Consider the following 19,190-nt stretch of genomic DNA (forward strand, 5'->3'; position numbering starts at 1 on the left):
ACGACGACGAGGTCGTGCGCACCTTAGAGGTCACGAGGTCGCCGCAGCCGGCACCGGGGACGTCATGAGAAGCACCGGTCCGGACCGGTGTTTCTCATGACGTCCGGGTCAGTCGGTCAGTCGGTCTCAGCCTTGGTGTCGCGGGCGATGAAGGAGTTCATCATGTCCAGCGCGGTCATCTTGCCGTCGACGACGGCGTCGACGGCCTCGGCGATGGGGGCGTCGACGCCGGTGCGGCGCGCGAGCTCGAGGAGCGACTTGCAGGACTTCGCGCCCTCCGCGACCTGGCGCGTGGACGCGTAGATCTCCTCGGTCGTCATGCCCTGGCCGAGCCGCTCGCCGAAGGTGCGGTTGCGCGAGAGCGGTGAGGAGCAGGTGGCGACGAGGTCGCCGAGGCCGGCGAGGCCCATCAGGGTGAGCGGGTTCGCGCCCTGCGCGGTCGCGAGACGGGCCGTCTCGGCCAGGCCGCGGGTGATCACCGAGGCCGTCGTGTTGTCGCCGAAGCCGAGCCCCACGGCCATGCCGACGGCGAGGCCGACGACGTTCTTGTAGGCGCCGCCGATCTCGCAGCCGAGCACGTCGACGGAGGTGTACGGCCGCCAGGACGGGCCGTGGGTGATGGCCTGGATGTGCTTGGCACGGTCCTCGTCGAGGCAGGCGACGACGGACGCGGCGGGCTCGCGGCGCGCGATCTCACGCGCGAGGTTGGGTCCGCTGACGACGGCGATGCGGTCGGCGGACGCGTCGGTGACCTCCTGGATGACCTCGCTCATCCGCATCAGCGACCCGAGCTCGACGCCCTTCATCAGCGAGACGAGGGTGGCGTTCTCCGGGAGGATCGGCGCCCACGCGGTGAGGTTCTCCCGCAGGCTCTGCGACGGCACGGTGAGCACGACGACGTCGGCGTCCGACGCGACCTGCTCGGGGTCCGTCGAGGCCGTGATCGACGGCGGCAGCTCGACGCCCGGGAGGTAGTCGGTGTTCTCGCGACGGTCGTTGATCGCCTCGACGACCTCCTCGCGCCGCGCCCACAGGGTCACGTCGTTGCCCGCGTCGGCGAGGACCAGCGAGAAGGCGGTGCCCCACGAGCCGGCGCTGAACACTGCGATCTTCGTCATCGACGCTTCCTCCGGGACGTGCGGGACTGGGTGTCGTCGTGGGGGTTGCCGGTCTCGCGCACGCCGCGCTGGCGCGGGTCGAACCGCTCGACCGGGGCGGTGGCGCCGCGCACGTCCTCGACGAGGACGGTGATGGCCGCCATGATCCGGTCGGTGGCCCGGCTGATCGACTCCGGCGTCTGCCCGGCGGCGACGAGGTCGTCGAGCGCGACGGGGTCACCGGCCTTCATGACGATGTTCTTGCGGGGCACCAGGTGCGGCTTCTTGGTGTAGGGCGGCAGCACCTCCTGCGCGCCCCACTGGCCGACCGGGATCACCGGACAGCCCGTGGCGAGGGCGATCCGGGCGGCACCGGTCTTGCCCTTCATCGGCCAGAGGTCCGGGTCGCGCGTCAGCGTGCCTTCGGGGTAGATGATGAGGCACTCGCCGTCGGCGATCGCGCGCACCGCGGCGTCGTAGGCGCCGATCGCGTTGCGGCTCAGCCGCTCCACCGGGATCTGACCAGCCGAGCGCAGGAAGCCTCCGAGGTACTTGTTGGTGAACAGCCCGGACTTCGCGAGGTAGCGCGGCAACCGGCCGTGGTCGTAGACGAAGTGCGCCGACAGCAGCGGGTCGACGTGCGAGATGTGGTTGATCGCGATGATGCAGCCGCCCGTGGCGGGGATCTTCTCGCCGTCGATCCAGGTGCGCGAGGTCGCCGTGAGCAACGTGGGCTTGAGGATGCTCGCGGCGACGGTGAGTGCCCATCCGCGCTTCCGCTCCAGCTTCCTGACGCGCACCCGTCACCTCTCCGTCCCTGCGAGCCCTGCCCCCGACGCTCCCTGCGTCGCGAGCAGGCTACTCGGTCCCGCGGCTCCGACGTCGGCACCGGCGCGCTGGTCCACGGTGGGAGAATCCGGGTGATGTCCGCACCCACCTCCGCCCCCGATGCTGCCGTACGCCCGCGCTGCGTGGTCGTCGTGCCCGTGAAGCCCCCTGCCTTCGGCAAGTCCCGGCTCCACGGGCTCGGTGACGACGAGCGCCGCGAGCTCGCGCAGGCGTTCGCCCTCGACACCGTGCAGGCCGCCACGGCGACGCCGGGTGTCGACGTCGTCCTGGTGGTGACCGACGACTTCCGGCTGGCCGCGCAGGTGCGCGCACTCGGCTGCGAGGTGATGCCCGACGGCACGACCGACGACCTCAACGGCACGCTGGTCCAGGCCGCCGCCGAGGTCGTACGCCGCTGGCCCGGCGCCGTCCCGGTCGCCCTGTGCGCGGACCTGCCCGGGCTGCGCCCCGTCGAGCTCGCCGGCGTGGTCGCCGAGGTGATGGACCGGGTGGGTGTGGGACGGGCGGTGTTCGTGCGTGACCACCTCGGCGTGGGGACGACCCTGTACGCCGCGCGCGCGGAGCACTTCGAGCCCGGCTTCGGTCCCGGGTCCGCCGCACGGCACGAGGCGGCCGGCGCTGTCGAGGTCGGCACCGGTGCCCGCAGCGTGCGTACCGATGTCGACGATCTCGCCGGGCTGGACGCCGCGCTGCTCGCGGGGGTCGGCCCGCACACGTCCCGGGCACGCGAAGGGCGGGCCACCCCGTCGGGGTGACCCGCCCTCGTCGACGTGCGCGCTGAGGCGTGCCGCGTCAGGACTTCTTCGCGGTCTTCTTGGCCGGAGCCTTCTTGGCCGCGGTCTTCTTGGCCGGGGCCGACTTCTTCGCCGGGGACTTCTTGGCGGCCGACGTCGTGGCGGCGGTCTTCTTGGCCGGGGCCTTGGTGGCGGCGGTCTTGGCGGGAGCCGACTTCTTGGCCGGGGCCTTCTTGGCCGCGGTCTTGGCCGGAGCGGCCTTCTTCGCCGGCGCGGCCTTCTTGGCCGGGGCCGACTTCGTGGCAGCAGCGGTCTTCGCCGGCGCGGCCTTCTTGGCCGGGGCCGACTTCGTGGCGGCAGCGGTCTTCGCCGGAGCGGCCTTCTTCGCCGTCGCACCGGTGACGGCGGCAGCAGCCGCACGCACGCTGGCCGGAGGCCTCGGCATGGTGGCAGCCGTCAGCTTGGGCAGCTTCTTCGCGCCCGAGATGACGTCCTTGAGCTCCTTGCCGGCGGAGAACTTCGGCACGGACTTCTTCTTGGACTTCATGCGCTCGCCGGTCTGAGGGTTGCGGACCCAGCGCGCGCTGCGCACGGCCTTCTCGAACGAGCCGAAGCCGGTGATCGCGACCTTCTCGCCCTTGGCGACCTCACGCGTGATGGTGTCGAGGACCGACTCCAGTGCGTGCGCCGCCTGCTTGCGGTTCCCCTCGTAACGCGCGGCGAGCGCGTCGATGAGCTCTGACTTGTTCACTAGTTTCCCTTCCAATGAACCCTGGACGCCGAGCTCGTGCTCGGCCCTCTGCTGGGCACGCTAGGCACATGGAAGGGTGAGGACAATCACCATCGCCCTTAATTGTTGGGGTTTTTTCAGGCCGTGACGGGCTTCCAGCTCGGTCGGGTCGCCTCGAAAGCGGCGATGTCGGCGTCGTGGCCGAGGGTGATCCCGATGTCGTCGAGGCCCTCGAGCAGGCGCCACCGGGTGTAGTCGTCGATGTCGAAGGAGTCCTCGACGGCGTCCTCGCCGACACCCGCACGGACCGTACGGCTCTCGAGGTCGACGGTGATCTCACCGCCGGGGTTGTCCTCCAGCCAGTCCCACAGGCGCTGCACGACCTTCTCGTCCACCTGCGCCGCGAGCAGGCCCGCCTTGCCGGAGTTGCCGCGGAAGATGTCGGCGAAGCGGGAGGAGATGACGACCTTGAAGCCGTAGTTCTGCAGGGCCCACACGGCGTGCTCGCGCGAGCTGCCGGTGCCGAAGTCCGGACCGGCGACCAGGACGGAGCCCGCGGCGTACGTCGGGTCGTTGAGCACGAAGTCCGGGTCGCCCCGCCAGGCCGCGAACAGGCCGTCCTCGAAGCCCGTGCGGGTCACCCGCTTGAGGTAGACCGCCGGGATGATCTGGTCGGTGTCGACGTTGCTGCGCTTCAGCGGGACGCCGACGCCGGTGTGGGTGGTGAACGTGTCCATCGGATCAGGCCTCCTGCAGTGCGGCGACGGGCGGCAAGTCAGCGGGCGAGGACAGCGTGCCCCGCACCGCGGTGGCGGCGGCGACCGGCACGGACACCAGGTGCGTACGACCGCCCTTGCCCTGCCGGCCCTCGAAGTTGCGGTTGGACGTCGACGCGCTGCGCTCCCCCGGTGCGAGCTGGTCGGGGTTCATGCCCAGGCACATCGAGCACCCGGCACCACGCCACTCAGCGCCGGAGGCGAGGAAGACCTTGTCGAGCCCCTCGGCCTCGGCCTGGAGGCGTACGCGCACCGAGCCCGGGACGACGAGCAGCCGGGTGTCCGGCGCGACCGTGCGGCCCTCGAGGATCGACGCGGCGAGCCGCAGGTCCTCGATGCGCCCGTTGGTGCAGGAGCCGACGAAGACGGTGTCGACCTTGACCTCGCGCAACGGCGTACCGGCCTCGAGGCCCATGTACTGGAGGGCCTTCTCGGTCGCCACCTTGTCGGTCGGCTCGTCGAAGTCGTCGGGGCTCGGCACGTCGGCAGAGAGCGGGGCGCCCTGGCCCGGGTTGGTGCCCCACGTGACGAACGGCGTCATCGTCGAGGCGTCGAGCTCGATCTCCTTGTCGAACACCGCGTCGTCGTCGGTGCGCAGGGTCCTCCAGTGGGCGACGGCCGCGTCCCAGTCGGCGCCCTTCGGCGCCTCGGGCTTGCCCTGGATGTAGTCGAAGGTCGTCTGGTCGGGCGCGATCATGCCGGCCTTCGCGCCCCACTCGATCGACATGTTGCACACGGTCATCCGGCCCTCCATCGAGAGCTCCTCGATGGCCTGGCCGCGGTACTCGACGATGTAGCCCTGGCCGCCCCCGGTGCCGGTGTGCGCGATGAGCGTGAGGACGAGGTCCTTGGCGGTGACGCCCTCGGGGAGGCTGCCGTTGACGGTGACCGCCATCGTCCTGGGCCTGGCCTGGGTGAGTGTCTGCGTCGCCAGGACGTGCTCGACCTCGGACGTGCCGATCCCGAACGCGATCGCGCCGAAGGCGCCGTGGGTGGAGGTGTGCGAGTCGCCGCACACGATCGTCATGCCCGGCTGGGTCAGGCCGAGCTGCGGTCCGACGACGTGGACGATGCCCTGCTCGACGTCGCCGAGGGGGTGCAGGCGCACACCGAAGTCGGCGGCGTTCTTGCGCAGCGTCTCGACCTGCGTGCGGCTCACCGGGTCGGCGATGGGCTTGTCCCAGTCGACGGTGGGGACGTTGTGGTCCTCGGTGGCCAGGGTGAGGTCGGGGCGGCGCACGGTGCGGTTGGCCAGGCGCAGGCCGTCGAAGGCCTGGGGCGAGGTCACCTCGTGGAGCAGGTGGAGGTCGATGAAGAGGAGGTCGGGCTCTCCGGCGGCACTCCGGACGACGTGCTCGTCCCAGACCTTCTCGGACAGTGTCTTGCCCATGGAACAGACTCCTTCAGCTCGTGCGGTGCGACGACGCTACCTCTTGCATCCCACTCCCTGAGATGAGAATATCGGCATATGGACAACGGATCTGGTGTCGGCGTGCTCGACAAGGCCGCTCTCGTGCTCGCAGCGCTCGAGGCCGGACCGGCCACCCTGGCGGGCCTGGTCGCGGGGACCGGGCTGGCCCGACCGACCGCGCACCGGCTCGCCGTGGCCCTCGAGCACCACCGGCTGGTGGCCCGCGACATGCAGGGCCGATTCGTCCTCGGTCCGCGACTCGCGGAGCTGTCCGCCGCGGCCGGCGAGGACCGGCTGCTCGCCGCGGCCGGCCCCGTCCTCGCCCGCCTGCGCGACATCACCGGCGAGTCCGCCCAGCTCTGGCGGCGCCAGGGTGAGCACCGCGTGTGCGTGGCCGCCGCCGAGCGCCCCTCGGGCCTGCGCGACACGATCCCCGTGGGCTCGCAGCTCACGATGAACGCCGGCTCCGCCGCCCAGATCCTGCTCGCCTGGGAGGACCCGGAGCGGATGCACCGCGGCCTGCAGAACGCGGCCTTCTCCGCCACGGCCCTCTCCGGCATCCGGCGCCGGGGTTGGTCGCAGTCGGTCGGCGAGCGCGAGCAGGGCGTGGCCTCGGTCTCCGCGCCGGTCCGCTCCCCCGGCGGCAAGGTCATCGCCGCCGTGTCGGTCTCCGGCCCGCTCGAGCGCCTCTCGCGCCAGCCCGGCCGGATGCACGCACCCGCCGTGCTCGCCGCCGCCGACCGGCTCTCGGAGTCCCTGCGGCGCGCTGCCGCGGAGTAGCAGCCGCCGCCGGCCCGGGCGCGCACGTGTGTGGCGCCTGCTGACGAGGTCGGGCAGGGTGGGTCCATGACCGACCTCGTGGACCTCGCGCCCGCCGGCGAGCAGCTCATGGAGGTGGTCGTCGACGTCCGCGACGACCAGCTCGGCGACCCGACGCCGTGCGAGGGGCGCACGGTCGGCCAGCTGCTGCAGCACCTCGTCGGCCTGACGGAGGCCTTCCGCGCCGCCGCGGAGAAGGACTTCGGCCCGTGGACGGACACCCCTCCCGACGCCGGCGACTGGCCGGACGTCGAGGACGGGTGGCGAGAGACGCTCGGACGCCGTATCCCCGCGTTGGTGGCGGCGTGGCGCGACCCGGTCGCCTGGGAGGGCATGACCCGCGCCGGCGGCGTCGACCTGCCGGGACAGGTCGGTGGCCTGGTCGCCCTGGACGAGATCGTGCTCCACGGGTGGGACCTGGCCCGGGCCACCGGGCAGTCCTACGGCAGTGACGAGGCCACGGCCCGCGCGCTGCTGGCCTTCGTCGAGGGCTTCGACGAGGGCGGGACGCCCGGCATGTTCGGTCCTGCGGTGACGGTCGGACCGGGCACCTCCACCCTGGACCGCCTGATCGCGCGCTCCGGGCGCGACCCGGAGTGGTCGTCGTCCTGACCCCGGTCTCCGGCCACGCCGGCCGGCGCCCTCAGAACAACGCGTCCTGCTCGAGCTCGAGCAGCGTCTGCTTGCGCTCCAGCCCACCGGCGTACCCCGTCAGCGTCCCGTTGGCGCCGATGACCCGGTGGCACGGCACCACGATCGGGATCGGGTTGCGGCCGTTGGCGAGGCCGACGGCGCGCGACGCGGCGTTCGTCATCCCGAGCCGGCCGGCGATCTCGCCGTAGGACGCCGTCTCGCCGTAGCCGATCAGCGCGAGCTGGGTCCACACGCGTCGCTGGAAGTCCGTGCCGACGGGGGCGAGCGGCAGGTCGAACGCGGTGAGCTCGCGGGCGAAGTACGCCGTGAGCTGGCGTACGGCCTCGACGAGCACCGGCGCGTCGTCCGAGCGCGGGCCGAGCGGGCGTCCGTCGACCGGCGGCGTGAAGGGCGAGAACGCGATCGCCGCGATCGAGCCGTCCCGCTCGACGATGCGCAGGTCGCCGACGGGTGAGGGCATCACGGTCCACATGTCAGTTCTCCTCGGTGGTCTGCAGGGCAGCCTGCGGGGTCTCGGGCATCAGGGTGTTCCACAGGTGCATGAGGGCGTAGGAGCGCCACGGCCTCCAGCGCTCGGGGTCGGCGTCGCCGCCGAGGTCGGCCAGGACCCGGCGGACCGCCAGGTCGGTGGGCAGGAAGACGTCCGGGTGGCCCAGCGCGCGCATCGCGACGTAGTCCGCGGTCCAGGGCCCGATGCCGGTCAGGGCCACCAGCCGGCGTCGTACGTCGTCGCGGTCGGGTCCGCGGTCCAGCAGGACGGTCCCGTCGGCGAGGGCGGCGGCGAGCCCGACCAGGGCACGCCCGCGAGCGCGCGGCATCGGCAGCGTCTCGGGGTCGGCGAGGGCGAGGGTGGCGGCGTCCGGGAACAGGTGCGTCAGCCCGGGGATGTCGGAGTCGACCGTGCGCCCGTGCTCCACCACCAGCCGACCGGCGACCGTCCGGGCACCCGTGACGCTCACCTGCTGGCCGATGACCGTCCGGATCGCGGTCTCGTCGCCGTCGACCTGGCCCGGCACGCGGAGGCCGGGCGTCGCGCGGACGAGTCGTCCCAGGACGGGGTCGGCACCGAGGTGGTGGTCGACCGCGAGCGGGTCGCAGTCGGCGTCGAGCAGGCGGCGTACGCGCTCGCTCGCGGCCGCGGTGTCGCGCAGGTCCTGCAGCCGGAACTCGGCCGTGACGGCGCCGGTGCCGCCGGCGGTCAGGTCGGCGGTCAGGTCGGCGGTCAGGTCATCGGGGAGGCCGCCGGGGAGGTCCTCGAGGTGGAGGCGCACGGTGCCCGGGGCGTGCGGGAGGTCGAGGGTGCGTGCGTACCAGCCGGGTCCGGCCACCTCGACGCCCGGGACGAGGTGGTAGGCCAGGAAGTCGAGCAGCCGGCGCCCGGCGAACGGGGTCCGCACCGGCAACCGCATCGTGACCACGCCCGCGCCGCGCACGCCGGAGCGACGCCCGCGCAGCTCGGAGGGCGAGGCGGCGTAGATCTCGCGCAGCGTGTCGTTGAACTGCCGCACGCTGGCGAAGCCGGCCGCGAACGCCACGTCGGTGAGGGGGAGGTCGGTGGTCTCGATGAGGACGCGCGCGCTCTGGGCGCGACGGGCCCGGGCGAGCGAGAGCGGGGTGGCACCGAGCTCCTGGCTGAGCAGCCGACCGAGGTGGCGCGGGGTGTAGCCGACGCGCCGGGCCAGGCCGTCCACCCCCTCGCGGTCGACGAGGCCGTCGGCGATGAGACGCATGGCGCGACCCGCGACGTCGGCGGCGACGTCCCACTCGGGGCTGCCAGGGGTGGCGTCGGGCAGACAGCGCTTGCACGCGCGGTAGCCGGCCGCGTGGGCACTCGCGGCGGTGGCGTGGAAGGTGACGTTGCGGATGGCCGGGGTGCGGGCCGGGCAGGAGGGGCGGCAGTAGATCCCCGTGGTGCGGACCGCGGTGTAGAAGACCCCGTCGAAGCGACGGTCCCGGCTCTGGACGGCGCGGTAGCAGGCGTCGGCGTCGAGGTGCCCGGTCGGTGTCATGCGACCAGTCTGACGCCCGCCACCGACCGTCACCAGCGGAAAACGGACACGACCGTGCGGGCTACTCCTGCACCGCGATCTCGGTCGTGCGGCGGGTGCGCGGCTGCCGGGCGGGGCCGTGCAGCAGGAAGCGCACGCGCACGGCGCCGTCGGGGAAGGCCGCGGCCACCTCGCGCTCGACCTCGGCCGCTGCCTGGACGAGCGACTCGGGGTCGGCCTCGACCTCGACGTGGGCGCTGAGCTCCACGACCTCGGGGGCGTCCGGGAGGACACGTCCGCGGGGGCTCGTGACCGGGGCGAGGCTGCCCCACCGCTCGGCGAGCGTGGAGGCGAGCGACGAGCGGTCGACCTCGAGCCGGCCCGTCGGGTCGCTCTGGGCGAGCCGGCTCGTGCCGCGGGTCAGTCGCGGACGGTGCGCGAGCAGCCACACGAGGCCGAGCACGCCGAGCAGGACGCCGGCGGCGGCCGCGGCCCAGGGCCACCAGGCGCTCGTCACGACGTCGTCCGTGCCGGACAGGTCGAGCGGGCCGCCGAGCAGTCCGGTGACGTCCAGCTTCCAGTCCCACACGGCCAGGCCGGCGGCCAGCAGTGCGGCTCCGAGGAGCACGGTCACCAGTCGGTCGGTGCCGCGCGTGCGTCGGGTGGTCATGCGTCGTCCTCCTTGGCTGCTCGTACGTCGACCCGGCTCGCGCCGAGCCCGGTTCCTGCCGCTGCGGCGTTCTCCTTCGCGGCGCCGACGGCGGTGGCCGAGGACGACGGGTCCTCACGGGTGGCCACCTCCACCAGCACCCGGCCGCGCGAGGCGCGGACGGCGCGTGCGGACAGCACGCCCTGCGAGCGGTCCGCGGCGGCGCGGGCCACCTCGGCCAGGGCCGAGGGGCTCGACCACAGGTGCTCGGCCTCGGCGGCGGTCACGTAGCGCCGCTTCGGGGGCAGGAGCCCTGCCAGCAGCAGGACCAGCCCGACCAGCCCCACGACCGTGCCGATCGCCAGGACGGCGGGCGTGGGCTCGAGCCGGTCGAGCCCGCTGACGGCCTCGGGGAGCCACGGCTGACCCGTGGCCCAGCCCTGCGAGACCGCGAGGTCACGGACGGTGACGACCGCGAGCGCGACGAGTGCGCAGGCCACGACGATGGCGACGGCCATCGCACGGGGACGGGACGCGGGTGGGCGCGCGAGTGCGCGGTCGGTGCGGGTGGTGCTCACGATGTCCTCCTGTCGTCGATGCCGGCGATCCGCACCGTGACGTCCACGGTGCCCAGGCGTACGCCGCTGAGCTCGGACGCGCGGTCCAGGACGTGGTCGCGGACCTCGGCGGCGATGCGGGTGACCGGGGCCGGCCACCGGCACGCCACCTCGACGGTGACGCGCGCGCTGGTGCCGCGGACGCGGACCGAGGCTCGGGGCGTCGAGGGACGCACGCCGGGCAGCCCGCCCTCGGTACGCACGACGCCGGGCACCTCCAGGGCCACGGACTCCACGACGTGCTGCAGGGCCTGGGCGCGCACGCTCAGGTTGCCGCGGCTCTCGGGGGCCGCCGGGGTCGCGGGTGCGGGCGCGGCGTCGCGCACGAGCTCACTCACGTCGGCCTCGCAGCATGGCGCGGACGTCGACCTCGCCGTCGACCTGGCCGCCGACGAGGTAGCCGACGGTGCCGAGCACGACGGCCAGCAGCAGCCCGGTCAGACCGCCGGTGGTGATGGCGATGGTCAGCAGCAGGCCTGTGACGAGGCCCAGGGTGGACGTGGTCATGCTCTCTCCTCAGAGGTGGAAGGGGTCGCGACGCCGTTCAGCACGGCGTAGCGGGTACGCGGCCAGCTGAGCGGTCCGCGTGCGGCTGCGGCGCGCAGCCGGCGCCGGGCACGCCGTGCCCGGCGGGCGGCGCGCGAGCGCGCCGTGGTGGTGACGACGGGCCGGGCGATCGTGCCCGGGCCCGCCGCCGTAGCAGTGCCGACACCGTCGGCCAACCCCGTGGACCGTGTCGGTGCCGTCCCCGACCCTCCCTCTCCCAGAGGGCGGGACTCGAAGGCACGCATCACTGCGAGGAACTCCTCCGTGTCGCCGCCCAGGTCGGGGTGGACGGCCCGGAGCGCGGCGCGCCGTGCGGCGCGGCGCTCACGTTCGGTCTCGGTCGCACTGCTGGTCATGGGTGGTCTCCGTGCTCGGGGCTGCGGGCGGTGAGGGCTACGGGATCGCCGGGGTCGGCGGGGCCTGCTCGGGCCCCGCGACGTCCTCGACGGCGAGGTGCACCGCACCCGGGACGATCGCGGCGACCGCGGAGCGGACCTGGTCCACCGTGGCGGCCATCTGCGCGTCCCACTCGAGCACGAGGTGCACCTGGGTCACGCCGTCGAGCAGCCGGATGCCGTTGACCCGGCGCCCGGGCAGGTAGGTGGCGACCTCGCCGAGGACGCCGCCGTGGAGATCGTGGACGCCCGGCACCGCCAGGACGGCCGCGGCGACGCGGTCGGCGAGCGCGTCGCCTGCGGTCAGCTCACTGGACACGCGTGGTCGCCGGCTCGTCGTCCGACTCCTCGCTCTCCAGGAACACGTCGTGGACGGTGATGTTGACCTCCGTCACCTCGAGGCCCGTCATCCGCTCGACCGCGTCCACGACGTTGCGGCGGATGGCCGCGGCGAGGTCGGCGATGGCGACGCCGTACTCCGCGACGATGTCGAGGTCGACGGCGGCCTGGTGCTCACCGACCTCCACGGCCACGCCCTGGCTGAGGTTGGTGCGCGAGCCCGGGATGCGCTCGCGGAGCGCGCCGACGGCGCGGGCGGCGCCACCGCCGAGGTCGTGGACACCGCTGATCTCGCGGGCGGCGATGCCGGCGATCTTGGAGACGACGGTGTCCGCGATCGAGGTCTTGCCCTGCTCGCTGACCAGCACACCGGCGCTGGCGGTGGTGGCGGGGGTGGCGGGGGTGGTGGCCTTCGCCGTGGGGGTCGTGGCCTTCGTGGTCTCGGTCATGGGTCTCTCCCTTCGATCTCCGACCCCGGCGGGGTCGGTACGGATGTTGGTCGTCACCAGTTCGCGGTTCGTCACGCCCGGGATGGTGTGACGCCCCTCACGTATGGACCAGTCCCTCCGTAGGGATGAACCCGGCTTGTCGCTCGCCTGCACACTGCTGAGGTGTCCACCCACGACCTCGAACCACCGACCGACGCCGCGCTGGTGCGTGCCGCGCGGCTCGGCGACGAGGACGCGTTCCACGAGCTCGTCGACCGCCACGGTCCGGGCATGCTGCGCTACGCCCGTCGTCTCGTGGGCGGGAGCGACGCCGACGCGGCCGAGGTGGTGCAGGAGGCGTTCATCTCGGCGTGGAAGAGCCTCGACTCCTTCCGCGGCGAGTCGTCGCTCAGGACCTGGCTCTTCCGACTGGTGCACCGCCGTGCGATGGACCTGCAGCGCCACCGTCGGCCCACCCCCATCGATGACGAGCTGCTGTCGCGCGTCGTACGCTCGGCAGACGACAACCCGTTGCAGGACGTCCTCGACTCCGAGCTCCTCGAGGCGTTGCAGGCGGCGCTGGACGAGCTCCCGTGGAATCAACGCGCCGCCTGGTTGTTGCGTGAAGTCGAGGGACTCGGGTACGAGGAGATCGCTCGCACGTTGGGAACGACGGTCGCGAGCGTCCGCGGGCACCTGCACCGCGGCCGACGACAGCTGGCAGAGAGGATGGCACGATGGCGCTGACACCCACCGGCCCCCTCGAGCGGGCCGCCGCAGCGGCGCGGGCCGAGGAGCCCGCGGACTGGCCGGCGGTCTCCGACGGGATCAGGCGCAAGGTCCGGGCGACCGTGCTGCCCTCACGACGCATCGTCGTGGTGGGCGCCGACGGGTCCGCCGACCAGGACGAGCACGGCTCGCACACCTACGTGTCGTCGCGGGTGGTGCGGGCGCGGCTGCGGCAGGTCCTCGGGGCGACACCCGGCGTGGCGGCGGAGCGCATCGACCTGACCGTCGACGACGACGACCGGCTGGCGCGGGTCGAGGTCGACCTGGTGTGCGCCTACGGCACCGTGCTCCCCCAGGCGGCCGACGTCGCGCGCCTGGCGGTCACGGCCGTGCTCGACGACCTGCTCGGCGCCGGCACCCGCCCGCCGGTCGACGTCGAGGTCAGCGACGTGGTGGTCGGCGACCCGCGCCTCACCTGAGGTCGGGCCGCGTGCGCTGGTAGCGCCGCTCGGGGCGTCCGGCACCGCCGTACTGCAGGCGTACGCCCGCGACGCCACGGGCCACGAAGTGCTCGAGGTAGCGCCGCGCCGACACCCGCGAGATGCCGACCCTCTCGGCGCACTCCGCTGCCGACAGCTCCCCCGACTCGGCGAGGGCGGCCTCGACCGCGTCGGCCGTCTCGGGGCTCAGGCCCTTGGGCAGGCTGGCCGTCGCCGGTGCCGTGACCGCGGCACCGAAGACGGCGTCGATGTCCTGCTGGCCCGGGGCCGTCGGGCCGGAGAGTGCCAGGTGGGCCGCGCGGAACGACTCCAGCCGGACCCGGAGGTCCTCGTAGTCGAAGGGCTTGACCAGGTAGTGCACCGCGCCGCCGGCCGCCGCGGCCCGCACGGTGTCGGCCTCGCGCGCGGCGGTGACCATCAGGACCCCGACGTCGTCGCCGTCGGCGCGCAAGCGGCGGAGCACGTCGATGCCGGTCATGTCCGGCAGGTGCACGTCGAGCAGCACGAGGTCCGGTCGCAGGCGGGCCACGTCGTCCAGCGCCGCCTGCCCGGTGCTGGCCACGCCGACGACGACGAAGCCGTCGGTGCGGTCGACGAACTGGGTGTGGATGCGCGCGACCATGAAGTCGTCGTCGACGACGAGGACCGAGACGTCTGGACTCATCTGACCTCCACCCCCCGCGCCGCTCCCGGCAGGTCGGCCTCGAACACCGCGCCGGACCCGCCCTCCCCGGCACGGACCCGTACCGCACCGCCCCGACGCTCGCAGACCACCTGGACCAGCGCCAGCCCGACACCCCGCCCGCCGACCGTCGACTCCTTGGACGTCCAGCCGCGGCGGAAGATCTCGCCCACCCGGTCGGCCGGCACCCCCGGCCCGGTGTCGGCGACCGACAGGTGCACGGTCGCGTCGTGGAGGCGGAGCCCCACCTCCACGGTGTCCCCGCCGACGGACACCGAGGCGTCGACCGCGTTGTCGACCAGGTTGCCCAGCACGGTGCCGACGTCGGTCGAGGCTTCCGGGTCCAGGCGCGGGAGCGCGCTGTCGTCGCGGACCACCAGGTCCACGCCCCGCTCGGCAGCGAGGCTGGTCTTGGCGATCAGCAGCGCGGCGACTGCCGGGTCCTCGACGTGCGCGAGGACGGCGTCGGAGATCTCCGCGCGGCGGCGGCTGAGAGTCCCGACGAGGCGGGACACCTCGTCGTACTCCCCCAGCTGCACCAGCCCGGAGATCGTGTGCAGCTGGTTGTGGAACTCGTGCGTCTGGGCGCGGAGCGTGTTGGTGATGGACTCGCGTGCGCTCAGCTCGCTCTGGAGCGAGAGCAGCTCGGTGCGGTCGCGCAGGGTGGTCACCGTGGCGACGCGGCGCCCGCGCTCGATCACGGGGTTGCGGTTCACGACGAGCACGCGGTCACCGAGCACCACGACGTGGTCGCGGATCTCGGCGTCGTCGGCGAGCAGGTCGTGGACGGCGGGGTCGAGCGCCAGGTCGTCCACGCGCCGGCCCTCGACGTCGTCGGCGAGGCCGATCAGCTCGCGCGCGCTGTCGCTCGCCATCGTCACCGTGCCGTCGTCCGCGACGGCGACGACACCCTCGCGGATGGAGTGGAGGAGGGCCTCGCGCTGGTCGGCGAGGGCGGCGATCGCGGCGGGCTCCAGGCCGCGCGTACGCCGCCGGATCAGCCGCGAGAGCAGGAAGGAACCGGCCGTCCCGAGGCCCAGCCCCAGCCCCGCGAAGGTCAGCAGGTCGGGCAGCACGCTGCGGGCGCGCTCGGCCCACGTCGGGTACTCCTGCGCGACCATGGCGATGCCGACCAGCTCGAGCCTCCGGTTGATGATCGGCACCTGCGCGGCGATCGACGGCGTACCGAAGTCGTCGACGTCGCCCGTCCACGGGCGCAGCTGCTGCACGGTGCTGCCGGCCAGGTCGATGGTGCGGTCACGCCCACCGAAGTCGCTGCTGACCAGGACCACGCCGTCGGGGTCGGCGAGGTAGACCCCGCTCGCCTGCACCTCGAAGCGCACCCGCTGCGTGACGGACGTGAGCGTCGACCGGTTGGCGTCGACCGCGTCGGTGCGGAACGAGAAGCGCACGATCTTGGTGTTGGCGAGCCGCTCGGCCTCCGCGCGCAGGCGCGCCCCGCGGGTGTCACGGAAGTCGGCGTCGCTCTGCTGCACCGACACCACGCTCGCGACGGCCACGACCGCGAGCAGCACCGTCAGCTGGAGCACGAGGAACTGCCCGGCGAGGGTCGCCGGACGCAGCCTCAGGCGTGACCACAAGTTCCAGAACCTCCATTGCTTGCGCAAGCGTGACGAGCACCACACGCAGTCTCCACCATCGTCCGGAGCGGTCACCCACCGCTCACGCACGGACCACCACAGTGACGACGACAGAAGGAGACCCATGATGCGTCCCCTCACCCGGCACGGGACGAGTCGCGGGGCCGCTCGAGCGGTCGCGGTCGTGGCAGCGCTGAGCGCCACGCTGCTGCTCGCCACCGGCTGCGGCGTGACCCGCGGGCCCCAGAGCAGCGACCTCACGATGCTGATCCCCAACAGCCCCGGCGGCGGCTACGACCAGACCGGCCGCGCCGCCATCGCGGTCATGGAGAACGACGACATCACGGGCGGCTCGTTCGAGGTGACCAACGTGATCGGCGCCGGCGGCTCGGTCGCGATGACCCGGCTGATGAACGCCGAGGGCGACGACCGCACGATGATGACCGCCGGGCTCGGCGTCGTGGGCTCGCTGTACTCGTTCGGCGCGCCCTACAAGCTCGACGACGCCACGCCGCTCGCGCAGCTCATCGAGGACCAGGAGGGCGTGCTCGTCCCGCCCGACTCGCCCTTCGAGACCATCGAGGACCTGGTCGAGGCCTGGCAGGCCGACCCGGGCTCGATCGTCGTCGGCGGCGGCTCCTCCCCCGGCGGCCCCGACCACCTGTTCCCCATGCAGCTCGCGTCGGCGGTCGACATCGACGCCCGCAACGTGCGCTACGTGCCGTACGACGGCGGCGGCCCGCTCACCAGCGCGCTGCTCGGCAGCAAGATCGACGTCGGGTTCTCCGGCGTCGGCGAGTTCACCGGGCAGCTGGCGTCCGGCGAGCTGCGCCTGCTCGCGGTGTCGGGCGAGGAGCGGCTCAAGGGCGAGGGCATCAGCCAGGCCCCGACCCTGACCGAGTCGGGCATCGACCTGGTCTTCACCAACTGGCGCGGCGTGCTCGCGCCCCCCGGCATCAGCGACGAGCGGCGCGCCGAGCTCATCGGGATGCTCGAGGAGATGCACGAGACCCCCGAGTGGCGCCAGGCGCTCGAGGACAACGGCTGGATCGACGAGTTCAAGACCGGCGACGAGTTCACGGCGTTCCTGCAGGAGCAGGACGAGCGCGTCGCCACCACCCTCGAGGAGCTGGACCTGCTGTGAGCACATCACTGGAAACCCCCGACACCCCCTCCCCGGCCGCGTCCGAGGCGTCGAGCCCCGACCGCGACATGGCGCAGCTCGGGCTCGCCGCGCTGCTCGTCGTCGTCGGTGTCTACACCCTCTACGACGCCTCGACGTTGCGCGTCGGCTTCGGCGACCCCGTCGGTCCCCGCCTGTTCCCCTACGTCATCGGGAGCGTCACGGTCGTGCTCGGGCTGCTGCTCGCGCTGGCGACGTTCCGCGGCAGCGTCCCGGAGGCCGAGGGCGGCGAGGACGTCGACCTGCGCCACCCCGCCGACTGGCTGACCGTCGCCAAGCTGGTCGGCGTGCTCCTGTTCACCGTGCTCACCATCTCGTTCCTGGGGTGGGCCGTGAGCGGTGCACTGCTCTTCGTCGGCTGCGCGTGGTCGCTGGGCAGCCGCACGCTCGTGCGCGACGTCATCGCCGGCGCCGTGCTGGCCGTGGCCAGCTGGTACTTCTTCCACGAGGGCCTGGGCGTCATCCTCCCGGCCGGGATCCTGGACGGGGTGCTCTGATGGACAACCTCAGCCTGCTGATGGGCGGCTTCGGGTCCGTCCTCACCCCCGAGAACCTCATGTACTGCGCCATCGGCGTGCTGCTCGGCACGTTCGTCGGCGTCCTGCCGGGCATCGGCCCCGCCATGGCGGTCGCACTGCTGCTGCCCGTGACCTACGGGCTCGACCCGGTCGCCGCGTTCATCATGTTCGCCGGCATCTACTACGGCGGCATGTACGGCGGCTCGACGACAGCCATCCTGCTCAACACCCCGGGCGAGTCGGCGTCGGTGATGACGGCCCTCGAGGGCAACCTGATGGCGCGGGCGGGACGGGCCGCGCAGGCCCTGGCGACCGCCGCCATCGGCTCGTTCATCGCCGGCACGATCGGCACCCTGCTCGTGGTCTTCTTCGCCCCGGCGCTGGCGTCCGTGGCCGTCGAGATCGGCGCGCCGTCCTACTTCGCCCTCATGGTGCTGGCCATGGTGTCGGTGACCAGCGTGCTCGGCGGATCGCCGCTGCGGGGCTTCATCGCACTCTTCATCGGGCTCACCATCGGCCTCGTCGGGCTGGACCTCAACACCGGCCAGCCCCGGCTGAGCTTCGACCAGCCGCTGCTCGCGGACCGGATCGACGTCGTGGTCGTCGCCGTCGGCATCTTCGCCCTCGGCGAGGCGCTGTGGGTCGCAGCCCACCTCCGCCGCAGCCCCGTCCGCGTCATCCCGGTCGGGCGACCCTGGATGAGCCGCGCGGACCTCAAGCGGTCGTGGGGCCCGTGGCTGCGCGGCACGGCGTACGGCTTCCCGTTCGGCGCGGTGCCGGCCGGCGGCGCGGAGATCCCGACGTTCATGTCCTACATCACCGAGAAGCGGATCGCCGCGCGCAAGGGCCAGGACGAGTTCGGCCGCGGCGCCATCGAGGGCGTCGCCGGACCGGAGGCAGCCAACAACGCCTCCGCCGCGGGCACGTTCGTCCCGCTGCTCGCCCTCGGCCTCCCGGTCACCGCGACCTCCGCGGTGATGCTGGCCGCGTTCCAGGGCTACGGCATCGAGCCCGGCCCCAGCCTGATGACGGACCAGCCCGACCTCGTGTGGGCGCTGCTCGCGAGCCTGCTGATCGGCAACGTGCTGCTGCTGGTGCTCAACCTGCCGCTCGCGCCGGTCTGGGCCAAGCTGCTCCGGATCCCCCGGCCGCAGCTGTACGCCGGGATCCTGTTCTTCGCCACGCTCGGCGCCTATGCCACCAACCTCCAGGCCTTCGACCTGTTCCTGCTGCTGCTGCTCGGTCTGCTCGGCCTGCTGATGCGCCGCTTCGCGCTGCCGGTGCTGCCGCTGATCCTCGGGGTCATCCTCGGCCCGCTGATGGAGCTCAAGCTGCGTGAGGCGATGGCCATCTCGGGCGGCGAGGTCGACGCGCTGTGGAGCGAGCCGCTCGCCGTGGTGATCTACGCGATCGTGCTCATCGCGATCGTGGCGCCGCTCGTGCTGCGCAGGATCCGCCCGGCGCCTGCCGCCGTGGCGGTCGAGGAGGGCCTGGCCGAGGACGCGACCCCGGACGCGACCGGAGATCTGGAAGAAGAGGAGAAGGTGCGATGACGACGATCGTGGTGGGCTGGACGCCCGACGAGTTCGGGGAGGCCGCGCTGGCGCGTGGCGTCGAGGAGGCGCGGCTGCGCGAGGGACGCGTCGTGGTGGTCAACGCCACCCGCGGTGACGCGCTCGTGGACGAGCGCTACGCCGACGAGGACCAGCTGGCGGCCCTCGCCGCGGAGCTCGGGGGCGCCGGCGTCGAGGTGGACGTACGCCGCTCGATGGGCGCCGACGTCGGCGACCAGGTGCTCGCGGTGGCCGAGGACGTCTCCGCCGACCTCGTGGTGATCGGACTGCGCCGCCGTTCGCCCGTCGGCAAGCTGCTGATGGGGAGCGTGGCGCAGCGCGTCCTGCTCGGCGCGGACTGCGCGGTCCTGGCGGTCAAGCCACCGCACTGA

General features: G+C 73.2%; 24 protein-coding genes. 9 read left to right on the top strand and 15 right to left on the bottom strand.

Translation table 11 applies throughout. The annotated features are described in order from the left end of the window. Positions 1 to 116 precede the first annotated feature (116 nt). The gene (locus F4692_RS00315; protein WP_179617676.1) at positions 117 to 1,118 is read right to left on the bottom strand and encodes an NAD(P)H-dependent glycerol-3-phosphate dehydrogenase; all 1,002 of its coding nucleotides are present in this window, start codon (positions 1,116 to 1,118) and stop codon (positions 117 to 119) included. Continuing rightward, the gene (locus F4692_RS00320; protein WP_179617677.1) at positions 1,115 to 1,897 is read right to left on the bottom strand and encodes a lysophospholipid acyltransferase family protein; all 783 of its coding nucleotides are present in this window, start codon (positions 1,895 to 1,897) and stop codon (positions 1,115 to 1,117) included. Before F4692_RS00320 ends, F4692_RS00315 begins: the two co-directional genes overlap by 4 nt. A 123-nt stretch (positions 1,898 to 2,020) precedes the next feature. On the opposite strand from F4692_RS00320, the gene cofC reads away from it, so the two are divergent. Beyond that, positions 2,021 to 2,701 carry a 2-phospho-L-lactate guanylyltransferase gene (gene cofC, locus F4692_RS00325; protein ID WP_179617678.1) on the top strand — a complete coding sequence of 227 codons (681 nt, stop codon included), beginning with the start codon at positions 2,021 to 2,023 and terminating at the stop codon, positions 2,699 to 2,701. 37 nt (positions 2,702 to 2,738) lie between these two features. On the opposite strand, the gene F4692_RS00330 is transcribed toward cofC, so the two are convergent. From F4692_RS00330 to leuC, 3 genes are all read right to left on the bottom strand, one after another. Further along, on the bottom strand, positions 2,739 to 3,431 hold the full coding sequence (locus F4692_RS00330; RefSeq protein ID WP_179617679.1) for an HU family DNA-binding protein: 693 nt from the start codon (positions 3,429 to 3,431) through the stop codon (positions 2,739 to 2,741). 116 nt (positions 3,432 to 3,547) lie between these two features. Further along, positions 3,548 to 4,147: a 3-isopropylmalate dehydratase small subunit gene (gene leuD / locus F4692_RS00335; protein ID WP_179617680.1), complete on the bottom strand. Its 600-nt coding sequence runs from the start codon at positions 4,145 to 4,147 to the stop codon at positions 3,548 to 3,550. Between the two features lie 4 nt (positions 4,148 to 4,151). Then, the gene (gene leuC, locus F4692_RS00340) at positions 4,152 to 5,576 is read right to left on the bottom strand and encodes a 3-isopropylmalate dehydratase large subunit (RefSeq protein WP_179617681.1); all 1,425 of its coding nucleotides are present in this window, start codon (positions 5,574 to 5,576) and stop codon (positions 4,152 to 4,154) included. A 78-nt stretch (positions 5,577 to 5,654) separates the two neighbouring features. Between leuC and F4692_RS00345 the strand changes: the two genes are divergently transcribed. Both F4692_RS00345 and F4692_RS00350 read left to right on the top strand, forming a co-directional pair. Then, positions 5,655 to 6,377 carry an IclR family transcriptional regulator gene (locus tag F4692_RS00345; protein WP_056602619.1) on the top strand — a complete coding sequence of 241 codons (723 nt, stop codon included), beginning with the start codon at positions 5,655 to 5,657 and terminating at the stop codon, positions 6,375 to 6,377. Between the two features lie 66 nt (positions 6,378 to 6,443). Further along, positions 6,444 to 7,028 (top strand): TIGR03086 family metal-binding protein, encoded by a 585-nt coding sequence (locus F4692_RS00350; RefSeq protein ID WP_179617682.1) that lies wholly within the window; start codon positions 6,444 to 6,446, stop codon positions 7,026 to 7,028. 31 nt (positions 7,029 to 7,059) lie between these two features. Here F4692_RS00350 and F4692_RS00355 read toward each other — a convergent pair whose 3' ends face one another. The 8 genes from F4692_RS00355 to F4692_RS00390 form a co-directional block, all read right to left on the bottom strand. Beyond that, positions 7,060 to 7,542, bottom strand: coding sequence for a methylated-DNA--[protein]-cysteine S-methyltransferase (locus tag F4692_RS00355; protein WP_179617683.1), 483 nt, complete (start codon positions 7,540 to 7,542; stop codon positions 7,060 to 7,062). A gap of 1 nt (position 7,543) precedes the next feature. Continuing rightward, a complete protein-coding gene (locus F4692_RS00360; protein ID WP_179617684.1) occupies positions 7,544 to 9,079 on the bottom strand; it encodes an Ada metal-binding domain-containing protein in 1,536 nt (511 codons plus the stop codon). A 61-nt stretch (positions 9,080 to 9,140) separates the two neighbouring features. Then, entirely contained in the window at positions 9,141 to 9,728 is a 588-nt protein-coding gene (locus tag F4692_RS00365; protein WP_179617685.1) for a hypothetical protein, read from the bottom strand. Next, positions 9,725 to 10,285, bottom strand: coding sequence for a hypothetical protein (locus F4692_RS00370; protein WP_179617686.1), 561 nt, complete (start codon positions 10,283 to 10,285; stop codon positions 9,725 to 9,727). The genes F4692_RS00365 and F4692_RS00370 overlap by 4 nt, the downstream gene beginning before the upstream one ends. Next, complete coding sequence (locus F4692_RS00375) at positions 10,282 to 10,662, bottom strand: Asp23/Gls24 family envelope stress response protein (RefSeq protein ID WP_179617687.1); 381 nt, start codon at positions 10,660 to 10,662, stop codon at positions 10,282 to 10,284. Before F4692_RS00375 ends, F4692_RS00370 begins: the two co-directional genes overlap by 4 nt. Beyond that, positions 10,655 to 10,831: a DUF2273 domain-containing protein gene (locus F4692_RS00380; protein ID WP_179617688.1), complete on the bottom strand. Its 177-nt coding sequence runs from the start codon at positions 10,829 to 10,831 to the stop codon at positions 10,655 to 10,657. The genes F4692_RS00375 and F4692_RS00380 overlap by 8 nt, the downstream gene beginning before the upstream one ends. Positions 10,832 to 11,263: 432 nt before the next feature. Further along, entirely contained in the window at positions 11,264 to 11,584 is a 321-nt protein-coding gene (locus F4692_RS00385; RefSeq protein WP_179617689.1) for a hypothetical protein, read from the bottom strand. Beyond that, on the bottom strand, positions 11,574 to 12,053 hold the full coding sequence (locus F4692_RS00390) for an Asp23/Gls24 family envelope stress response protein (protein WP_179617690.1): 480 nt from the start codon (positions 12,051 to 12,053) through the stop codon (positions 11,574 to 11,576). The genes F4692_RS00385 and F4692_RS00390 overlap by 11 nt, the downstream gene beginning before the upstream one ends. 162 nt (positions 12,054 to 12,215) lie before the next feature. Here F4692_RS00390 and F4692_RS00395 point away from each other — a divergent pair, with 162 nt between their 5' ends. Continuing rightward, positions 12,216 to 12,779 (top strand): sigma-70 family RNA polymerase sigma factor, encoded by a 564-nt coding sequence (locus F4692_RS00395; protein ID WP_308645088.1) that lies wholly within the window; start codon positions 12,216 to 12,218, stop codon positions 12,777 to 12,779. Further along, on the top strand, positions 12,770 to 13,240 hold the full coding sequence (locus F4692_RS00400; RefSeq protein ID WP_179617691.1) for a hypothetical protein: 471 nt from the start codon (positions 12,770 to 12,772) through the stop codon (positions 13,238 to 13,240). The genes F4692_RS00395 and F4692_RS00400 overlap by 10 nt, the downstream gene beginning before the upstream one ends. Here the strand turns inward: F4692_RS00400 and F4692_RS00405 are convergent. Both F4692_RS00405 and F4692_RS00410 read right to left on the bottom strand, forming a co-directional pair. After that, positions 13,233 to 13,925, bottom strand: a complete 693-nt coding sequence (locus F4692_RS00405) for a response regulator (RefSeq protein ID WP_179617692.1) — start codon at positions 13,923 to 13,925, stop codon at positions 13,233 to 13,235. The genes F4692_RS00400 and F4692_RS00405 overlap by 8 nt on opposite strands. After that, the gene (locus tag F4692_RS00410; RefSeq protein WP_218858112.1) at positions 13,922 to 15,544 is read right to left on the bottom strand and encodes a sensor histidine kinase; all 1,623 of its coding nucleotides are present in this window, start codon (positions 15,542 to 15,544) and stop codon (positions 13,922 to 13,924) included. The genes F4692_RS00405 and F4692_RS00410 overlap by 4 nt, the downstream gene beginning before the upstream one ends. Before the next feature lie 127 nt (positions 15,545 to 15,671). Here F4692_RS00410 and F4692_RS00415 point away from each other — a divergent pair, with 127 nt between their 5' ends. From F4692_RS00415 to F4692_RS00430, 4 genes are read left to right on the top strand one after another with little or no spacing between them, the layout of a single operon-like run. Then, entirely contained in the window at positions 15,672 to 16,688 is a 1,017-nt protein-coding gene (locus F4692_RS00415) for a Bug family tripartite tricarboxylate transporter substrate binding protein (RefSeq protein WP_257029408.1), read from the top strand. After that, positions 16,685 to 17,224 carry a tripartite tricarboxylate transporter TctB family protein gene (locus F4692_RS00420; RefSeq protein WP_308645089.1) on the top strand — a complete coding sequence of 180 codons (540 nt, stop codon included), beginning with the start codon at positions 16,685 to 16,687 and terminating at the stop codon, positions 17,222 to 17,224. Before F4692_RS00415 ends, F4692_RS00420 begins: the two co-directional genes overlap by 4 nt. Further along, a complete protein-coding gene (locus F4692_RS00425) occupies positions 17,224 to 18,798 on the top strand; it encodes a tripartite tricarboxylate transporter permease (protein WP_179617695.1) in 1,575 nt (524 codons plus the stop codon). Before F4692_RS00420 ends, F4692_RS00425 begins: the two co-directional genes overlap by 1 nt. Further along, a complete protein-coding gene (locus F4692_RS00430; RefSeq protein WP_179617696.1) occupies positions 18,795 to 19,190 on the top strand; it encodes a universal stress protein in 396 nt (131 codons plus the stop codon). Before F4692_RS00425 ends, F4692_RS00430 begins: the two co-directional genes overlap by 4 nt.

This window comes from Nocardioides cavernae, from assembly GCF_013410035.1.
GTDB classification, from domain to species: Bacteria; Actinomycetota; Actinomycetes; order Propionibacteriales; family Nocardioidaceae; genus Nocardioides; species Nocardioides cavernae_A.